Origin of the sequence: Haladaptatus sp. DYF46, assembly GCF_021083305.1 — an archaeon.
Taxonomy (GTDB): domain Archaea; phylum Halobacteriota; class Halobacteria; order Halobacteriales; family Haladaptataceae; genus Haladaptatus.
Genome location: NZ_JAJFAY010000001.1, coordinates 704,196 through 721,924 on the forward strand (window position 1 = coordinate 704,196; position 17,729 = coordinate 721,924).

Below are 17,729 nucleotides of genomic sequence, written 5' to 3' on the forward strand. Positions count from 1 at the left end.
CGTTCGTGGAATCAGCCCTCGAAATACTCGCCGTATATCTCGTCGTACGTGCCGTCGTCCTTGATGGTCTTGATGGCCTCGTTCACCTTCTTCCGGAAGTCATCGTCGTCCTTGCGGAATGCGATTCCGTACTCCTCGACGGTCAGCGTGAGATAGTCGGGAGCATTCTTCCCCTGCTTCGCGGCTTCTCCTTCGCCTTCGAGGAAGACGACGCTGTCCATCTTGTTCACGAACTCCGCGTTAACGGTGTTGTCGTTGATGACCGCGACCGCCTGCTGGTTTCGCAACGCGTTGAACGCACCCGAGATCTGGTCGTAGCTGTGAATCGTGAGGCTGCCACCGAAGTCCTCTTTCACTTTCTCCGCCGCGCTCTCGCCGGTCGTTCCCTTCTGAACGGCGACGGTCTTGCCTTTCAAGTCATCGAGCTTCTCGATGCCGCTCTCTTTTCGGATCGCGACGGTTTGGTACGCCGTGAAGTACGGGTCGGAGAAATCTACCTTCTCGGCGCGCTCGTCGGTGATGGTCATCGCGCTCATGATGAGGCGGAAGTTCTCGTTTTTCAGACTGTCGATGATGGTGTCGAAGCCGGCCTTCTTGAACTCGTACTCCCGGTTGAGTTGTCCCTCGAAGATGGCTTTCGCGATTGCGGGGTCGAACCCTGTGAGCGACCCGTCGACCTTCTTGTATTCAAACGGTTTGTACGGATAATCGGACCCGACGATTATCTTGCCGGTATCCGGCTTCTCCGTACCCTTCGAACTGGTCTTCTCGCCGTCACCGCTTTCTGAAGTTTCGTCGTCGCTGCCACTGCCACTAGAATCACCGAGACAACCTGCAAGCGCCAACGCAGCGAATGCGCCGGAACTCGCCTTGAGGTAGTTACGTCTATCCATGCTATGAAGGCATTTACCACAATTATATTAGCCTTCCGTCTCAGTTCCATGCGGATTGAAACCCGGGCAAAGTAGCGTCGTTTAACCGCGAATACTGTCCACATCGGTCGTAATAGTACCCTATTGTCCGCAAAGTATCCGATAGCACAGTTGGTTTGTCATTAAAATAGTCGGCAGATGGAGATGAAATGGGAAGCGCTCCGATGACGCGGACCGACGAGTAGACGTTTGCCTGCCGGACTGCCGAATCCGTCGAGCGTTCGGATACGGGACGGGCGAATCCTACCGCGTCCGTCCGATTTGCCACCAGAGTCGGAGGATTCGATATCCCATGAGTCCGCCGTCCCGAACGACGTCGACGGTCGTGTCCCGTCCGGGATTCCAGACGACCGGAAACTCGTGTATCCGGTAGCCCGCTCGCTGGGCGCGTATCAGGAGTTCGGTGTCCCAGAACCAGTGTCGGTCCTCGACTCTGGGGAGGAGTTCGACGAGAGCGTTCCTGTCGAACGCCTTGAATCCGCACTGGTGGTCACGAACCGACGTCGTGAAACACGTTCTGACGAGCGAGTTGTAGATTCGACTGGCGCTGTCGCGTTTCAGCGAGCGGGCCGCCCGGCTGTCGGGGAGAAGGCGCGAACCGGTCGCCAGGTCGTACGGCCCCACTCGAACGCTTTCGATTAGCTCTTCGAGGTGGTCCATATCGGTCGCGAGGTCGGTGTCGATGTACCCGACGACGTCGCTTTCGACGGTTCGGAAGGTCCTCGTGAGCGCCGCACCCCGCCCGGCACGGTCGTCGCTGTGTAGGTGGCTGATACGGTCGTGGTCGCGGGCGAGTTTCGCGGCGATTTCGGGCGTGTCGTCGGTACACCCGTCCTCGGCGATGAGCACCTCGAACGAATCGGCCGGGAGGAACCTTTCCAGCGCGGTGATGGTCGCCTCGACCGCGCTCCCGATGGTCGAGGCTTCGTTGTAGGCGGGGAGAACGATGCTGACTTCGGGCGGTGCACTCACGGCCCCACCTCGACTCCGACGACGGACCCGTCGCGAGCGGTCGTCGCGGACAGGGAGATCGGAAACCGAAGTCCGATTCCGTACACCAACAGGCCGATGCCCACGACGCTCCAATAGCTTATCAACCGATTGAGGACCGTGACGGCTGCGACCGCCGTCGCATCCAGACCGACCCAGCCGAGGACGAACGCGATTCCGGCTTCCGTGACGCCCAAACCGCCGGGTGTCACCGGTATCGTCGACAGCAGAACGGCGACGAGAGCGGCCACGAACGCACTTGCCAGCGACAGCGACACGCCGATAGCCATCGCGACGGCGTACATCGTCACCCCTTCGATGATCCACCCGATGGCCGTGTAGCCGACGAGCGCAGGGAGACGGTCGAACGAATTGAGGGTCCCGTGACGGAGTTGAGCGAAGTACCGCCGAACCCGGCTCGGAACCAGTCGTTCGATTCGCTTGCCCGAGTGCTGGAGCACCAACACGCCAGCGATACCGAAGACCGAAAGCGCGGTCCCGGCGAGCATCGCCGTCGTAACCAACGACGGGAGGCCGCCCCGGAAGGCGACGAGAGTCGCCACGCCGAGAACGAGGAGGAGGATGGAGAGGTCGACGATTCGCTCCGTCAGGACCGTTCCGACAGCGACACTGAAATCGACGTCCGCCGACCGCTGTAGCAACGAACAACGATACACGTCGCCGAGTCGAGCCACCGTGATGCAGTTGGCGAACCAACCGAGGTAGACGATGCGTGTCAGTTCGACGATGACACCGAACGGACCGGTCGCGGTCAGTTCGTATCCGACGTTCCGCAGCAGCGTCCGCCACCGGAGGGACCGGACAAGCGAAAGTCCGTGAAACGTGACGAGGGCGAAGAGGAACGACACCGGGTTCATCTCGACGAGATAGCCCAGTACGGCGCTCCAATCGACGCCGGCCATGGACCACGCTGTGAGCGCGACGACCCCTCCCGCGAAGAGGAACGACAACGCGTTTTCCGGCGTGCCGACGCGGCGAGCGATGGCCGCTCCGTCAACCATCAGTTCCCCACTGCCGCGGTACAGTTGTAGAGCGTGCCCGTGCCGGCCGAGCCGTCGGTATCGGACGGCTGCCATTGATCGGACGAAACGATGCGGCAGTTGCTCTGCACCCAGTCGGTCGTCTCGCTTCCTTGGTTCCCGCCGAAGCCGCCCTGTCCGGAGCCAGCGTTTCCGCCTGAGTCGGGTGATGAGGGGGCGGTTTGGTTTCCGTAGGTACCGTCGGCACCCGAAGGGGCAGTACCGGTCGTTCCGCCACCCATTCCACCGCCGACGAGGACGTAGCGCAGGTCGCCGCTCCGAACGAGCGACGCGAGTTCGTCGACGTCCATCACCGGGTCGCCACCGCTGAATCCGCCGAGCGAGATGATGGGTTCGTCGGTCCGAAGCATCAGGGGGGCGATGGAGTTCGCGCCCGAATCCGCGGCCACCAGATAGGTCGCATCACCCTGATGGGCCTTCAGATAGGACAACAGAGCCGAGTTCGATTCGCTGTCACCGATTTCCGACTGGGAACCGAACCTGCCACGACCCGGATTCGCGGACGCGTTCGTGGGCATTTGGGCACGACTGCTACCCGTCGTTCCGTTCGCTGTCGGGGCGACGCTACCGTTGAAACCAGCAGGTGGCGACCCGCCGCCGATCTGGCCGCCGCCGAACATACCGGTGGACGGTCCGGCGGAGGGGATGGCGACGTTCGTCCCCGACGTTATCGACATGGCTCCCCAAGTCGTCGGCGCGACCAGCAGGACGAGCAACCCGAGAACCGTCGCGGTTCTCATCACCGGCCGTCGGCCGTGGTCGCTCGTCCGTCGAACGCGGCCGACGACGAGCGCCGCCGCGACGAGAAGCGTCCCACCCACGACGAGCGGCGTCAGGGTACTGCTGTAGGACGGGTAATCCGCGAGGATGTAGGCTTGAACGCCGGCGGTTCCGAGCAGGGTCGCGGGGAGGAGCCAGCCCCGAGGGTCGTCCTCCCAGTAGTCCTCCCACATCGTGACGATGCCGATGCCGACGAGGGCGGCCACGGGCGGTGCCAGCATGACGAGGTAGTAGAGGTGGAAGAACCCGGCGACGCTGAAGAACGTCGCCGCCGTGAGAAACCACATTCCCCACAGGGTCAGCGAGCGACCACGGCCAGCGAGCGGCCAGCGATTTCGGTTCCGATAGGCGATCAGGGCGAGCGTGACCACCGCTATCGGGAGGAGCCAGCCGATCTGTCCGGCGAGTTCCCCATTGAAGAGTCGCAGCGGGCCGATGGCACCGTGACTGAAACCGCCACCGCCGCCCATACCTCCGCTCCCGCCTCCACCGCCGCCTATTCCGCCGCCACCCATTCCCGTCAGGCGCTCGACGCCGTTGTAACCGAATATCAGGCTGAAGATGGAGTTGTCGTCGGTCGACCCGACGTAGGGTCGTTGACTGGCGGGAGTCAACGCGACGACCGTCGCCCACGCGAACGAGACGACGGCCAGTACGACCGTGGCGAGACCGAGGTCGGTGAGACGCCGTCGTATCGAAACCTCCGCGCCGAGCAGATACACGAGATAGAACGCGGGGAGGACGAGATAGGCCTCCATCATCTTGATGTTGAAACCGAGGCCCACCGCGACCATACAGCCGAGCAGCCATCGACGGCGGCCCGTTTCCGCCGCGCGAAGCACGAACCACGCCCCGACGAGCACGGCGAGCACGACGAGCATGTCGGCGGTGTTGTTCCGACTCGTCGGAACGACCACGGGCGTTACCGCGAGCGTCAGCGCGGCGATCAGCCCAGCGTGCGAACCGAACGTCCGACCGACCAGCCGATACAACAGTGCGACCGACAGCACGCACGCGATGGCCTGTGGAAGGATCAGGCTCCAACCATGGAACCCGAACAGCCACGCGCTGGCGGCCTGAATCCACAGCCCGAGCGGCGGTTTGTCCACGGTGACGAATCCCGCGTCGAACGAGACGAAGAAGAACTCGTGCCAGCCCGTGAGCATGTTCTTGACCGCCGCCGCGTAGTACACGTTGGCGTATCCCTCGGCAGAAACCCGGTAGAGGGTAAGAAACGCCGATAGACAGAGGATACAGACGAGCGTGAGTTTCTCCATCGGCGACTCGTCACTGTACGACTGGAGTCGGTCGGAAAGCGACGATACGGCCGCCTCTCCGATCATGGACGGTCGAGCCTCCACGCGACCGAAAAGGGGCGACTGAACGTTCCTCCAGTTCGGGTGTGGCGGGATCGGTTCGCAAACCGTTCGCCGGATGATGTTCGGATCATAGCTGTCTTCGGAGGCGTCTGCTCTCCGCAGGACTATATTCGATTGCCGAACTCTCGGATATTTCCCTCGGAAATGAGGCACAAATTCGGCACAGAACGCCGTTCCGGTCGATGCCATCGAGTGTTCGGGAACGGATGCCGAACGGATGGTAACGGAGAGCAGTCGTCGGTGTCGGCATCCATCGAATCGAATTTGGGTCCGATTTTCCCCTCACTTGTGAGCGATCTTCCCGCGATATCGGCGAACGCTTATGCGCCATCTCTCCGGTAACTACGAGTAGATATAGCGACGCGATTCCGCTAGTCGCGCCCGAAAGTACGTCCGACGGCCGCTTCGGGACCGGTGGTCGGTGTGGAAACGAGTCCCGACGTGGGCAACGTCTAGCCGAGTAGAAAGATGGAAGTAAACGACAGCGCGAGATTATATCGAATTTCGGAATCCGCTACCGATGCAACGCATGAGTACCACAGGAGTCGGCAGACGAACGAATCGATGAGGCAGTTACTGTGGTGGCTCATCGGCGGCACACAGGGTGGGAAAAACCGACTTCGTATCGTTCGAGCCCTGAACCGACGGCCGATGAACACGAACCAACTCTCGAACGAACTGGACCTGAACTACAAAACCGTTCAACACCACCTCGAAATGCTCGAAGAAAACGACGTGCTGACGACGACGGGCGACGAGTACGGAAAGATGTACTTTCTCACCGACCGAATGGATTCGAACCTCGACCTGCTGGACGAAATCGCCGAACAGGCATCCCTCGACGACGATGAATAACGATCACGCGCTCGTTCGAACGGCGATACTCGCGCTCGGCTCCCTCGCCGTCGCAGCGCTCGCCGCAGTGCTCCTCCCGAACTACATCTTCCACCGTCCACCGCCGGGGAGAGGTCCTCCACCCTTGGCAGAGCTCTTGCAGGTGAAGGTGTTCTTCTCCACGTTCACGAGCGTCCTGCTGCTCGTCCTCCTCACGACGTACGCCCGCATCTACCGGAATCTGCCGAACCGGTTCACGATGAGCCTCCTCCTGTTCACCGTCTCGTTGACGCTGTACGCGCTCACGGCGAACCCGCTAATCGCGCTCCTGTTCGGCTTCAATCCGCCCGGTGGACTCGGTCCGTTCACGTTCCTCCCGGACATGTTCGCCAGCGTCTCGGTGATAATTCTCCTCTATCAGAGCTACAAGTGACGGCCGGTAGAGGTTTGTGACGGTCGGCGACAGTCAGTAACTGTCGGCGACGGTCGGTAACGGTAGGCGACAGATGACGGTCGTTACACGCCGTTCTCGGCGTCGGATGCGAAAAAGGAGTCAGTAGCCGCAACGTCGTCCGTATTCGAGCTCATCCAAGCGAATCGGCGACGAGTGGATTGGAGGCGCGGAATCCCGTATCGAACGGGAACCATCCGGGACAGTACGGAAGATGAACGGGTAGCGACGGTGCAACGTCGGGTACCGTGACGAACGGGGTTCGGGTCGTGCATCGGTCCGACGCTCGGTACTGTCGGCAGGCATGGTTCGGTACTACGAGGATGTTCGAAGTGGATTCCACCCGGAACGACAGGAACGACATAGGTGGCGGGTTTGCGACGATAACCATCGGGATTCGACCATCGTTTCGGGTATGCCTCCGAATTCATCGATGGGTGGGCACCGTAAATCGATTGTCCGAGATTGCACGGGATTGTACGGGATATCGGACACGAATCGGTACGGATCGGACCCAAATTCGGTTTCTTACCGATTTCTGCATCATTTTGAACCGGTTTTCCGATCCGAGAGGGAAAACGCTGATGCGTACGTGCCCATCAGTTTATAGGGATGAGTTCCTCCAACCCACAGGGATTGCAGGCGTTCCCCGACGAACTGTCCGAACGAAAGGCGTGGCTGGAACCGTTCGACTGGTACCGGGAGATGCGCGAGCAGGCACCGGTTCGGTACGACCCGACGCGGGGGGTGTGGGACGTGTTCCGATACGACGACGTGAAGGAGATGTTGGACGACGACGAGCGCTTTTCCGTGAGTCCGCGGAACGCGGACGGATTTCAGGAACCGGAAGGCGAGGAGGCGGGCGTCATGCTCGATACGATGCTCATGCAGGACCCGCCGCGACACGACGAACTCCGAGGTGTCGTAGACGAGGAGTTCAGTCCCCGTACGATTCGGGAACTGGAGCCACGTATCCGCGAGTTGACGACGGAGCTGTTGGACGACATCCTCGACAACGGGGGCGAAATCGACCTCGTGGAGGAGTTCGCGTACCCGCTTCCCGTCATCGTCATCGCCGAACTGTTGGGCGTCCCGCCGGAGGACCGCGAGCAGTTCAAGCAGTGGTCGGACGCCATCGTCTCCGCCGCGAGCGAGGACGAGAACACGGAGGAGTTCTACGAACGGCAGGACGAGATGCGCCAGGAGATGGCGTTCTACTTCGTCCAACTGATGGAAGACCGGCGCGAGAACCCTCGGGACGACCTGATTTCCACGCTCGTTACCGCCGAAATCGACGGCGAACCCCTCGACCATCGCGAAATCCTCGGGACGTGCATCCTCCTGCTCGTCGCCGGGAACATCACGACGACGAACCTCATCACGAACGCGATGCGCTGTTTCGACGAGGACGACGCCTTCGAGGAACTGGCGGGAGATGACCGGGCGCTCACCACCGCAATCGAGGAGGTGCTTCGCTACCGCTCGCCCGTGCAGGCGATGACCCGGGTCGCGATGGAGGACGTGACGATTCACGGCGAGACCATCGAGGAGGGCGACCGAATCGTCGTTTGGCTCGGCTCCGGGAACCGCGACGAACGGCAGTTCGACGACGCGGACGAGTTCCGCGCCGACCGCACCCCGAATCAGCATTTCGGCTTCGGCTACGGAACCCACTACTGTTTGGGCGCGCCGCTGGCCCGCCTCGAAGCCAAAGTCGCGCTCTCGGAACTCCTCTCGCGCGTGTCGAACGTGACGATTCCCGAGACGACGCTCGAACCGACGCGGAGTTCGTTCATCTACGGCGTCGATTCGCTCCCGATTCGGTTCGACCGCGAGTGAGACGGGGCCTCTTCGGGGCTACAGAGCTTATTCTCGTGCGACGCGTCTCTAGCTGTATGAGCCTCGATGTGGACATTCCCGCCGCGCCGACGATCTACGAGGAGACGCGGGACGACCAGTACGAATCCGACGTCGACAAGCGGGCCGACTTACAGACCTATTTGGACGGCGTGGAGAACGCGTGGGAGGAGGGGTTCGAGACGTGGGCGGACGAAACCGCGCTCTCGGACGACGCGTATCGCGTCGCCCTCGACCTCGGACTCATCGAGGAGTTCGATTTCTACTGGAACCCGGAGATGGAGGAAGTCGAATACGAAGCGCCGGAGATTCCGGACGACTGGGAGGAGCGTCGCCGCTACGCGGACCTCGACTCGTGGTCCACTGTCTCGGCAATCAACGAGGAGATGGACGACCTCGGGGAGACGGTGGCGGGTATCCTCGACGACTACTACGTCGAATGGGGGACCGAGCGCGACGTCGTGGAGACGTTCGGCGACCAGTACAACGGCCGTGACGACGAGATACCCGAGAACATCCGGGAGGATAGCCGTTACGAGTGATCGAGGGGCGATCGAAGGATTCGAGGAACGTCGAACTACGACGGCAACTCGGTGCCGAAGCGGTTCGAGAACTCCTCTTCTTTGATGTGGAGCGGCTGAAACACCGGTTCGAGGTCGTCGACCGAGAACCGAACGACGACGAGTTCGTCCGCGACCGTTTCGAGTTCCTCGACGGACGGCGGGTCCTCGCCCTCGACGTTCAATCCGAGCCACCGCGCCCGTTCGACGCCGTAGCGGACGAGGGAACTTCGCACGAACTCCGCGATTTCGCGCGCGTTCGTCGTGGCGAGCCCGGTCGTTTTTCTGCGAACGCCTCGCAGCCAGACGGTCGCCGGATGTTCCTCGCGGAAGTTCTTCCACCAGTTGCTGTGATGACGGAGCGTAGTGGCGACGAGGACGTCCTCGCGCCGGTCGTAGGCGACGGGTGTCGCGTACCGCGTCCCCGACCGTCGTCCGACGTAGGACAGGAGCATGAGTCGGTTGCTCACGAGCCAGTGGAGCTTCGAGCGCAGGAGCCGCCGCAGGACGGGGTTGGCCACGTACTTCTCGGCGATGAAAAACGGTGCCGGCATGGTCCTGATTTCGACCGACGACCCGCGGCCGTCCCGGTCGGTCGCATCGTCAGTCGGCATGGTCGTTTTCCCTCCCTCCTCGGACGCCGTGCGTGCGACTGAGTGCCATACTGATAGATGGACAAGAAACGGCATAAATGGACCGTCAGACGGAGGTGTCGATGGACAGTCAGACGGAGATGTCGAAGCCCTATGTCACTGGACCGCGCGGCGATACTGTATCGGCCATTCGATGCGCTCTTCCGCGTCGAGTTCCGCGGCGGCGTGGAGCGTGAAGTACGGGTCGCGGAGGTGTTCGCGGCCGATGATCGCGAGGTCGGCGCGTCCGTTGCGGATGAGTGCGTCGGCCTGCGCCGGTTCCGTGATGCCGCCGACCGCGCCGACGCGCGCATCGGTCTCCTCACGGATTCGCTCCGCGAACGGGACTTGGTAGTTCGGTCCCGGGTTCGGAATCCGCTGGTCGGGGTGAAGTCCACCGGCGCTCACGTCGATGAGGTCGGCACCGGCGTCGGCGAGTTGGTCGGCGAGAATCACCGAATCGTCGACGGTCCACGACTCGCGGTCGGGAAGCCAATCGGTGGCGGAGATGCGAACGAAGACCGGTTTGTCGTCGGGCCACACCTCGCGGACCGCCTCGGTTACTTCTCGAACGATTCGGGTTCGGTTCTCCAGACTGCCACCGTACTCGTCCTCGCGGTCGTTCGTTACGGGGGAGAGGAATTCGTGGAGGAGATAGCCGTGTGCGGCGTGGACTTCGGCGATTTCGAACCCGGCGTCGAGCGAGCGCTCGGCCGCCGCCGCGAAGTCGTCAACTAACGCGGCGATGTCGTCTTTGGTCATCTCGCGGAGTTCGGGCGGCGTTTCGTCGTAGGGCCACGGGTTCGCGCTCGGGGCAATGACCTCCCATCCGCGTTCGTCGGGTTGGAGCGGTCGGTTGCCGTCCCAGGGACTGGTCTTGCTGGCCTTTCGACCCGCGTGGGCGAGTTGGATCGCGGGGAGCGCGCCGCGGTCCCTGATGAACCGGGTGATCGGAGCGAGCGCGTCCGCGTGTTCGTCGCTCCAGATGCCGAGGTCGTCAGGTGAGATTCGGCCTCGCGGTTCGACGGCGGTCGCTTCGGCCATCACGATGCCAGCGCCGCCGGTGGCACGGCTTCCGAGGTGAACCCGATGCCACTCGGTTGCTACTCCGTCGCCGTCACAGGAGTACTGGCACATCGGCGAGACCATCACGCGGTTCCGCGCCGTCGACTCCCGAAACGAGATACTACTGAACAGGTCGTCGGTCATCGTCCTTCGTTGGGATTCGACGCCAAAAACAGCTACAAACGCCGCCGGATTTGCCGATTCTTTCGGACGGACGATATCTGATCGGTTTGATACCATTTCCCGCGGTAACGGCGATCATTGCCGATACTGTTCGGCCCAGAGCGTGGTAAAAGACAACATATGTCATTAATCCGGTTGTGAGTAAATAATTTACCTACTGAGTCCCAAGGTAGAACCATGTCACAGAAACCGATCCATCGACGGGAACAACTCTACATCGATGGCGAGTGGCTAGACACCGACGGCACGCTCGACGTGACCGACCTCGCCGACGGTGGCGTCTTCGCCGAAGTCGCCGCCGCGGATGCCGAACAGGCGGACAACGCACTCGCTGCGACGGAGCGAGCGGAGTCAGCCATGCGCGAGACGACCATCCCCCAGCGCGCCCAGTGGATGGAAGACATCGCGGACGGACTCCTCGAACGCAAAGAGGAGTTGGCCGAGGTCATCGTTCGGGAGGCCGGAAAGCCGATTTCGAGCGCGCGCGGCGAAGTCGAAAGCGCATCCGAGCGGTTCCGCCGCGCGGCCGAGGAGGCCCACGAACTGCAGGGCGAGTTCCGCCAAGGGACGACGAGCGGCCACGAGGGATGGGAGGCCATCCTCAAGCCCGAACCCGTGGGAACCATTCTGGCGATTACGCCGTACAACTACCCCCTCGCGACGACCGCGCTGGAGGTCGCTCCGGCGCTCGCGGCGGGTAACTGCGTCATCCTCAAACCAGCCAGCAAGACGCCGGTGAGTGCGGCTATCCTCGCCGAGGTGATTTCCGAGGTCGGACTCCCGAAAGGGGCGTTCAACTTCACGCCGGGTCGCGGCAGCGAAATCGGGGATCTGCTCGTCGGCGACGACCGCATCAACATGATAACCATGACCGGCAGCAGCGCGGCCGGGAAACACGTCGCGCACAAGAGCGGCATGGTCAATCTGCACATGGAACTCGGCGGCAACGCGCCCGCCGTCATCTTCCCGGACGCGGACCTCTCGGAGGTCGCCGGTGCCTGCACGAAAGGCTCGTTCAAATACGCCGGTCAGCGGTGTTCCGCCGTCAGCAGGGTACTCGCCCACGGGAGCGTCCACGACGAAGTCGTCGACCGAATCGACGCCGCCATGGACGACTGGACCGTCGGCGACCTCTTCGACGAGGACACGCAGATGGGTCCCCTCATCAGTGAAGACCAAGCCGAATGGGTCGAGGAACTCGTCGAAGACGCGGTGGAGAAGGGTGCCGACTTGGTTCGCGGCGGCGACCGCGACGGGCAGTTCTTCGAACCGACGCTGTTGGCGAACGTCCCGCACGACGCCCGAATCATTCACGAGGAACAGTTCGGCCCTGTCGCGGCGGTGACGACCTTCGAAACCGAGGAGGAAGCCCTCGAAATCTCGAACGGCGGCGATTTGGCGCTCGACGCCGCCGTCTTCACGGACGACTACGACCGCGCACGCCGGATGGCCGACAAACTCGACGCCGGCGCGGTTCGCATCAACGGCGCGCCGAGCCACGGACTGGGAGACATCCCGTTCGGCGGCAACAAGGGCTCGGGAATCGGTCGGCAGGGTCTCCACCTGACCATCGAGGAGATGGTTCGGCAGAAGAGCATCATCCTGTAAGTCGAACTCTTTCCAACTTTTGTCGTCCGATTCGTCAGCAGTGGATCCGTTCAGGTTGGTTTTTCATCGCTCCGTCATGGTTTCTGTCTCGTGGTTCCTGTCTCGTGGTTTCTGTCCCATGATCTCTGTCTCGTGGTTTCTGTCCCATGATCTCTGTCTCGTGGTTTCTGTCCCATGATCTCTGTCTCGTGGTTTCTGTCCCATGATCTCTGTCTCGTGGTTTCTGTCCCATGATCTCTGTCTCGTGGTTTCTGTCCCATGATCTCTGTCTCGTGGTTTCTGTCCCATGATCTCTGTCTCGTGGTTTCTGTCCCATGATCTCTGTCTCGTGGTTTCTGTCCCATGGTTTCTGTCCCATGGTTTCTATCACACGGTTCCATACCGACGTACCCCGTCGTTCCTCTGTGTCTGACGGGCCGGACGGTCGAGAAGTGGTCTGCGGTTTCGCCGAGTCGTGATCGGTACGAACTCCTTTTTCACGCTACGATGCCGGTTTATTACGTGTTTGGGATTTTCGGGACGGGGACCCGTTCTTCGTTCGAACCCCGCCGTTCCGCTGTCTTTCAGTACGTCGGATCCGCGGGGTTTACTCACCACCGTCGTTCCGCTGTTTCTTGTTCTTTTCGAGAAAAAATCCGATTTCATGATGGAACGTACATCTTCGAGAGAGGACGTCGATATCTTCGAACGACGAAGGACGACCCGCCGAATTCACGACCGTGGGGTGATCGCTCGCGACCACAACCGAGTGGTAGAGTTCTGCCGGTCGTGAAACGACGTCGATCGTGAAACCCGTCACCCGCGGGACCCCGCCGTTCCGCTGTTCGCATCGGTCGCCGGATTCCTCGCAGGGGACGTGCGTGCCGCCGGAGCGGTCAAACCACCCCATCGTTCCGCTGTTTTTGGTATTCCCGTGGGTAATCGAGTAGGATGAAAACTTTTGAAAGGTGGTGAGTTTGTTTCAGTACCCCGTCGTTCCTCTGTTATTATGATAGTCGTCGTTAGTTACACTCCGTCGAAAGGAATCCACGAATGAATGCGGAACGCCGGTCGGTGTGAGATATCGATCAGTGTGAAATGTCGGTCGGTATGGAATGCCGGTCGGTACGCTCGGGAACCGTTGTCCGAATACTCCACGTGGCTCACACGGGGTGAATGCACGCTTCGTCCCACGCCACTGATTGACATAGGACATACACCGCCGTTCCGCTGTCTTTTGTTCGAAATGGCTCGCTTGCTCCGCGCATTACCGACTCGAACGGTAGTTCTTCCCCGCCTTACCGTTCCCCTGTTCTCTATAGTCGTGTGGAGTCGGTTGGCGTGGTGGCGTTTCCGTTGTTTCCGATGTCCAGTTTGATTTATGATGACCCCCACCCCTCTGTTCCGCTGTATCCGCGCTCAAAGGTCGGTGGTAGAAAACACGATCGGTTGGAAAGCCGAACGGTGGGGAATATTACGGCGACTATTTCGTCGAAATAGTCTTTTTTGACCGGTTTGCGGGTATCGTTGTGTTGGCCGTCTCTTGAACGTTTCCTTTCTAGAAATCGCTTCCACCCCCCACCCACCCATTTCCCACCAACTCAGCGGAATCGAGGGGTGGGGGTAGTATTTAAACAATCGAGACAGAAGAAACAGAGGAATCAGAGGAACTCTCGGTGTCGCCGCCCAGATCGTGACTCCCGGTCGGTTCAAATTCGCAGCTACGGCGTGAAACCGACGGTCTCGAACACTCTTGCGGGATACCCCCGATACAGATGAAACTCAGGAATCACAGGAACGGGTGGTTCGGAAGCGTTATGGTACTCCTCCGTTTGCGAAAAAACAATGGGTACATTCGAGTTCGTTCGCGAACATTCTCCGTACAAAAATCGCGAGGCGCTGCTGGACGATTATACGCCCGATACGTTGGTGGGCCGTGATTCCGAGTTGGAGGAGTACCACGGGGCGCTTCAACCCGCGATTTACGGAGAACAACCGGACAACATCTTCCTCTACGGGAAGGCCGGTGTGGGGAAAACCGCGGCGACGCGATTTCTGCTCGACAAACTGGAGAACAACGCCGACGACTACGACGACCTCGACATCTTCACCGAACTGGTCAACTGCGACGGCCTCAACTCCAGTTACCGCGTGGCGAGCCATCTGGTGAACACGCTTCGTGACCCCGCCAACCGCATCAGCGAAACCGGCTATTCGCGCTCGCAGGTGTACGAGTTGATGTGGGACGAACTCGACAGCCACGGCGGCATCATCCTCCTCGTACTGGACGAAATCGACCACCTCAAGGACGACAGCATCCTGTATCAACTTTCGCGCGCACGCGAGAACGGCAACTTGACGGAAGCCAGAATCGGCCTCATCGGTATCAGCAACGACCTCACCTTTCGCGACGGTCTCTCACCGAAAGTTCGTTCCTCCCTCTGTGAACGTTCCATCTCCTTTTCGACCTACGACGCCAACGAACTCCGCGCCGTCCTCGACCAGCGGCGGGAAGTCGCGTTCAAAAACGACGTGCTGACCGAGGACGTGATTCCCCTCTGTGCCGCGTTCGGCGCGCAGGAGTCCGGCGACGCGCGAAAAGCCCTCGACTTGCTCCTCAAGGCGGGGGACCTCGCACGCGAGGAGAACGCGGAACGGGTGTCCGAAGAACACGTCCGCCGGGGCCGTGACCTCCTCGAACGCGAGCAGGTGGCCCGCGGCATCGCGGACCTGAACGACCACGAGCGACTGGTCGTCTACGCCCTCGCGACGCTCGAAGCGGAAGGCGAGACGCCCGCCCGGTCGCGCGAAATCTACTCCCGATACAAAGCGCTCTCGGTGACGGCCCAGCGCGAAGCCCTGACCGCTCGATGGCTTCGGGAACATCTGGACGACCTCGCCATGCTCGGCATCCTCTCGGTGTCCGAAATAAACGAGGGGTCGGCCGGTGGAAAGTATCGGGAGTACGCGCTCCAACAGGACCTCGCCGTGGTCCTCGACGCGCTCGAAGAGACGCTCGAAGCCATGGGGGTTCACACGAGCGTCAAGGGCTACGTCTGAGTTCGCGTTCGACGGATACGACCTCTCACACGATGTCTTCGAGTTCCGATTCCATCGAAGACACCCCGTTCTCTATCGATTTTCGTTCGAAGTAGAGCACCTCGGCGGCGACGACGGCAACTGTGATGCCAGCGACCGTCCAGAAAACCGGGTTTTCGCTCGTGTAGAGATGCCAGAGGAGTGCCGCGATGGTCGCTATCGCGCCGACCGTTCCGACCGCGGGGACGACGCTCGTTTTTACGTCGTCGCCGCTCCGATTTCTGAACGCCAAATAGCTCGCGGCGCCGAAGATGGTGATGAACGCGAGCGAGGCGAACGAGGAGATCCCGTCCAAACTCCCGAGAACGGTGAACGCCGCCGTCAGGGTACCGAGGATCACCAACGCACGGACGGGTTCGCCGTCCCCGTTGCCGCCCACCTGTGCGGGAAGGTAGTCCTCGGACACCATCTTGTTTAGCAGTCGGGAGGAACTGAACAGCGTCGCGTTGATCGCGCTCCCGGTGGAAAACAGCGCGGCGATGGAGATGAGGACGAATCCGGCCTCCCCGAGGAACGGTCTCGCGGCGACGGCCAACGCGGTTTCCGCGTTCTGCTGGATGACCTGTGGCGAGACGAGGTCGGTCGTCACGACGGCGACGATGATGTACAGGCCGGTGACGCCGACGATTGAAATGTAGATGGCCTTCCGTATCGTCTCGGCGGGATTTTTGATGCTGTCGCGGTCGAACAACAGGAGTTCCCAGCCCTCGAACGCGACGAACGAGAGGGCTGCTGCGATGACGGGACCGACGCCGAACTGGGCCAATCCGGAGCGAAGTTTTCCGTGTTTGAATCCGTAGTAAATGCCGCCGAAACCGAACACGAGGAGAATGGCCACTTTCAACCCGACGAGCACGTCTTCGGTTCGGCCCGACGCGTGTGCGCCGAGGACGTTGAGACCGACGAACAGGACGATGACGAGCGCCGAGATGAACGGACGGGCGGGAACGCCGCCGACCGTCCTGACGCCGAGGAGTTCGGTGAAGTAGCCGCCGAACGCGAAGGCGTACATCGCCATCGTTCCGATGTACCCGACGACGAACGTCCACCCGGTCATTCCCGCCAATTTCGTACTCCCGGTGAACCGCTCGATGTAGGTGAGCGGTCCATCGTCGTCATCCTTCGAGAGGTCTCCGAGCCGGATGAACGAGTACCCCGCCGCCAGTGCGATGATTCCCGCGACGATGAACGCGAGCCACGCGAGCGTGTCCGCAGCGGACGCGACGACGCCCAGAACGGCGAAAATACCGCCGCCGACCATCCCACCGACCGCCATCGATATCGACTCGGTCAACCCGATCTTTTCGGACGCCATAAATTACCTATCGTATTCCACTGTCTCAATAGTACCGCCCGAGTATCAGAACGCATACGATATCGACGACCCGCGAGTCGGTCGGATAAACGTACGGAACGGGCGGTTCCCGAAACGAGGGAACGACCGGGTAACGAGCGCCTTCCCGGTTGGAAATCGAGTTGTCTGGGTTACTACCGAAAGTAGGCGGTTCATTCCCGGCCTTCGCGACGTTCAAGCGGTGAACGATGGCCGTCGTTTATCGGCCTTCTCGGCAAGGCCTTTTCGGGATGAGAGACGACCAACAGACACAGGCGCATTCGCGACGACGGTTTCTGACAGTGACTGGCGGAACGCTCGTCGGTATGACGGCCATCGGGTCCGCCCGGCAGAAGGGATCGCAGTCCGAATCGTTCCAACTCGGCGGGCGCGTGCAGGGCTGGCAAGGGCAAGCGCCGAACTCCATCGAGGGGAAGAAGAACCCCACGCTCTCGCTACAGACCGGACAGACGTATCAGGTGACGTGGAAGAACCTCGACGGGCAACCGCACGACTTCGCCCTCCAAAACTCGGACGGAAAGAACCTGAAGGTCATCTACCCGAACGTTCAGACGAACACGAACGGCAGCGGAAACATGGGCGGCGGTGGCAACATGGGCGGCGGGAACGGTGGCGGCAACACGAGTCCGCCCAACAACGCCATCGCGAAGACGAAAATCGTCAGCAAAAAGGGCGCGACCCAGACGCTCCGGTTCGTCGCCACGGAGGACGTCGAACACTACATCTGTACGGTCCATCCGACGACGATGAAAGGGAAGGTGGAGACGAGCGGCAAAGGAGGGTCCAACGGTGGAAGCGGCGACCACATGGGCGGAAACGGTAACCACAGTGGAAATGGTGACCACATGGGCGGAAACGGTAACCACAGTGGAAACGGCGACCACAGTGGGGACAACGGTGACCACGGTGGAAACGACGGTAACTGACCGCAAGTAGCGACCTCCTCGTTTTCCGCGGAAGCGGCA

The 17,729-nt window shown here is 61.2% G+C and carries 16 protein-coding genes; 7 read left to right on the forward strand and 9 right to left on the reverse strand.

The genetic code is table 11. The annotated features are described in order from the left end of the window. Positions 1–11: 11 nt before the first annotated feature. From LJF34_RS03990 to LJF34_RS04005, 4 genes are all read right to left on the reverse strand, one after another. Positions 12–893 carry a basic amino acid ABC transporter substrate-binding protein gene (locus tag LJF34_RS03990; RefSeq protein ID WP_231183404.1) on the reverse strand — a complete coding sequence of 294 codons (882 nt, stop codon included), beginning with the start codon at positions 891–893 and terminating at the stop codon, positions 12–14. Positions 894–1,175: 282 nt separating this feature from the next. Next, the gene (locus LJF34_RS03995) at positions 1,176–1,904 is read right to left on the reverse strand and encodes a dolichyl-phosphate beta-glucosyltransferase (protein ID WP_342765857.1); all 729 of its coding nucleotides are present in this window, start codon (positions 1,902–1,904) and stop codon (positions 1,176–1,178) included. Next, complete coding sequence (locus LJF34_RS04000; protein WP_231183406.1) at positions 1,901–2,944, reverse strand: lysylphosphatidylglycerol synthase transmembrane domain-containing protein; 1,044 nt, start codon at positions 2,942–2,944, stop codon at positions 1,901–1,903. The genes LJF34_RS03995 and LJF34_RS04000 overlap by 4 nt, the downstream gene beginning before the upstream one ends. Beyond that, positions 2,944–5,106: a glycosyltransferase family 39 protein gene (locus LJF34_RS04005; RefSeq protein WP_231183407.1), complete on the reverse strand. Its 2,163-nt coding sequence runs from the start codon at positions 5,104–5,106 to the stop codon at positions 2,944–2,946. Before LJF34_RS04005 ends, LJF34_RS04000 begins: the two co-directional genes overlap by 1 nt. A gap of 600 nt (positions 5,107–5,706) precedes the next feature. Here LJF34_RS04005 and LJF34_RS04010 point away from each other — a divergent pair. Beyond that, a complete protein-coding gene (locus tag LJF34_RS04010) occupies positions 5,707–5,997 on the forward strand; it encodes a winged helix-turn-helix domain-containing protein (protein ID WP_231183408.1) in 291 nt (96 codons plus the stop codon). After that, positions 5,990–6,409, forward strand: a complete 420-nt coding sequence (locus tag LJF34_RS04015) for a hypothetical protein (RefSeq protein ID WP_231183409.1) — start codon at positions 5,990–5,992, stop codon at positions 6,407–6,409. The genes LJF34_RS04010 and LJF34_RS04015 overlap by 8 nt, the downstream gene beginning before the upstream one ends. 151 nt (positions 6,410–6,560) lie before the next feature. On the opposite strand, the gene LJF34_RS04020 is transcribed toward LJF34_RS04015, so the two are convergent. After that, positions 6,561–6,818 carry a hypothetical protein gene (locus LJF34_RS04020; RefSeq protein WP_231183410.1) on the reverse strand — a complete coding sequence of 86 codons (258 nt, stop codon included), beginning with the start codon at positions 6,816–6,818 and terminating at the stop codon, positions 6,561–6,563. A gap of 221 nt (positions 6,819–7,039) precedes the next feature. On the opposite strand from LJF34_RS04020, the gene LJF34_RS04025 reads away from it, so the two are divergent. Both LJF34_RS04025 and LJF34_RS04030 read left to right on the forward strand, forming a co-directional pair. Next, complete coding sequence (locus LJF34_RS04025; protein WP_231183411.1) at positions 7,040–8,266, forward strand: cytochrome P450; 1,227 nt, start codon at positions 7,040–7,042, stop codon at positions 8,264–8,266. A 56-nt stretch (positions 8,267–8,322) separates the two neighbouring features. Further along, positions 8,323–8,826: a hypothetical protein gene (locus tag LJF34_RS04030; protein ID WP_231183412.1), complete on the forward strand. Its 504-nt coding sequence runs from the start codon at positions 8,323–8,325 to the stop codon at positions 8,824–8,826. Positions 8,827–8,861: 35 nt separating this feature from the next. Here LJF34_RS04030 and LJF34_RS04035 read toward each other — a convergent pair whose 3' ends face one another. Together LJF34_RS04035 and LJF34_RS04040 are read right to left on the reverse strand one after the other, a co-directional pair. Beyond that, complete coding sequence (locus LJF34_RS04035) at positions 8,862–9,458, reverse strand: nitroreductase/quinone reductase family protein (protein WP_231183414.1); 597 nt, start codon at positions 9,456–9,458, stop codon at positions 8,862–8,864. A gap of 135 nt (positions 9,459–9,593) precedes the next feature. Then, positions 9,594–10,685 carry an NADH:flavin oxidoreductase/NADH oxidase gene (locus LJF34_RS04040; RefSeq protein ID WP_231183416.1) on the reverse strand — a complete coding sequence of 364 codons (1,092 nt, stop codon included), beginning with the start codon at positions 10,683–10,685 and terminating at the stop codon, positions 9,594–9,596. 216 nt (positions 10,686–10,901) lie between these two features. Here LJF34_RS04040 and LJF34_RS04045 point away from each other — a divergent pair, with 216 nt between their 5' ends. Further along, complete coding sequence (locus tag LJF34_RS04045) at positions 10,902–12,332, forward strand: aldehyde dehydrogenase family protein (RefSeq protein ID WP_231183418.1); 1,431 nt, start codon at positions 10,902–10,904, stop codon at positions 12,330–12,332. A 586-nt stretch (positions 12,333–12,918) separates the two neighbouring features. Here the strand turns inward: LJF34_RS04045 and LJF34_RS04050 are convergent. Then, positions 12,919–13,221 (reverse strand): hypothetical protein, encoded by a 303-nt coding sequence (locus tag LJF34_RS04050; protein ID WP_231183420.1) that lies wholly within the window; start codon positions 13,219–13,221, stop codon positions 12,919–12,921. A gap of 935 nt (positions 13,222–14,156) precedes the next feature. Here LJF34_RS04050 and LJF34_RS04055 point away from each other — a divergent pair. Then, complete coding sequence (locus tag LJF34_RS04055) at positions 14,157–15,371, forward strand: orc1/cdc6 family replication initiation protein (RefSeq protein ID WP_231183422.1); 1,215 nt, start codon at positions 14,157–14,159, stop codon at positions 15,369–15,371. 25 nt (positions 15,372–15,396) lie between these two features. Here LJF34_RS04055 and LJF34_RS04060 read toward each other — a convergent pair whose 3' ends face one another. Next, positions 15,397–16,725 carry an APC family permease gene (locus LJF34_RS04060; RefSeq protein ID WP_231183424.1) on the reverse strand — a complete coding sequence of 443 codons (1,329 nt, stop codon included), beginning with the start codon at positions 16,723–16,725 and terminating at the stop codon, positions 15,397–15,399. A 269-nt stretch (positions 16,726–16,994) separates the two neighbouring features. Between LJF34_RS04060 and LJF34_RS04065 the strand changes: the two genes are divergently transcribed. Next, the gene (locus LJF34_RS04065; RefSeq protein WP_231183426.1) at positions 16,995–17,690 is read left to right on the forward strand and encodes a hypothetical protein; all 696 of its coding nucleotides are present in this window, start codon (positions 16,995–16,997) and stop codon (positions 17,688–17,690) included. The last annotated feature ends 39 nt before the right edge of the window (positions 17,691–17,729 follow it).

Bases quoted from the DNA above. Each gene is read 5' to 3' on its own strand.
- LJF34_RS04045 (WP_231183418.1), top strand. From the start codon at position 10,902: ATGTCACAGAAACCGATCCATCGACGGGAACAACTCTACATCGATGGC.
- LJF34_RS04010 (WP_231183408.1), top strand. From the start codon at position 5,707: ATGAGGCAGTTACTGTGGTGGCTCATCGGCGGCACACAGGGTGGGAAA.
- LJF34_RS04000 (WP_231183406.1), bottom strand. From the start codon at position 2,944: ATGGTTGACGGAGCGGCCATCGCTCGCCGCGTCGGCACGCCGGAAAAC.
- LJF34_RS04025 (WP_231183411.1), top strand. From the start codon at position 7,040: ATGAGTTCCTCCAACCCACAGGGATTGCAGGCGTTCCCCGACGAACTG.
- LJF34_RS04055 (WP_231183422.1), top strand. From the start codon at position 14,157: ATGGGTACATTCGAGTTCGTTCGCGAACATTCTCCGTACAAAAATCGC.
- LJF34_RS03990 (WP_231183404.1), bottom strand. From the start codon at position 893: ATGGATAGACGTAACTACCTCAAGGCGAGTTCCGGCGCATTCGCTGCG.
- LJF34_RS04065 (WP_231183426.1), top strand. From the start codon at position 16,995: ATGAGAGACGACCAACAGACACAGGCGCATTCGCGACGACGGTTTCTG.
- LJF34_RS04050 (WP_231183420.1), bottom strand. From the start codon at position 13,221: ATGGGGTGGTTTGACCGCTCCGGCGGCACGCACGTCCCCTGCGAGGAA.
- LJF34_RS04040 (WP_231183416.1), bottom strand. From the start codon at position 10,685: ATGACCGACGACCTGTTCAGTAGTATCTCGTTTCGGGAGTCGACGGCG.
- LJF34_RS04015 (WP_231183409.1), top strand. From the start codon at position 5,990: ATGAATAACGATCACGCGCTCGTTCGAACGGCGATACTCGCGCTCGGC.
- LJF34_RS04035 (WP_231183414.1), bottom strand. From the start codon at position 9,458: ATGCCGACTGACGATGCGACCGACCGGGACGGCCGCGGGTCGTCGGTC.
- LJF34_RS04030 (WP_231183412.1), top strand. From the start codon at position 8,323: ATGAGCCTCGATGTGGACATTCCCGCCGCGCCGACGATCTACGAGGAG.
- LJF34_RS04020 (WP_231183410.1), bottom strand. From the start codon at position 6,818: ATGGTTATCGTCGCAAACCCGCCACCTATGTCGTTCCTGTCGTTCCGG.
- LJF34_RS04005 (WP_231183407.1), bottom strand. From the start codon at position 5,106: ATGATCGGAGAGGCGGCCGTATCGTCGCTTTCCGACCGACTCCAGTCG.
- LJF34_RS04060 (WP_231183424.1), bottom strand. From the start codon at position 16,725: ATGGCGTCCGAAAAGATCGGGTTGACCGAGTCGATATCGATGGCGGTC.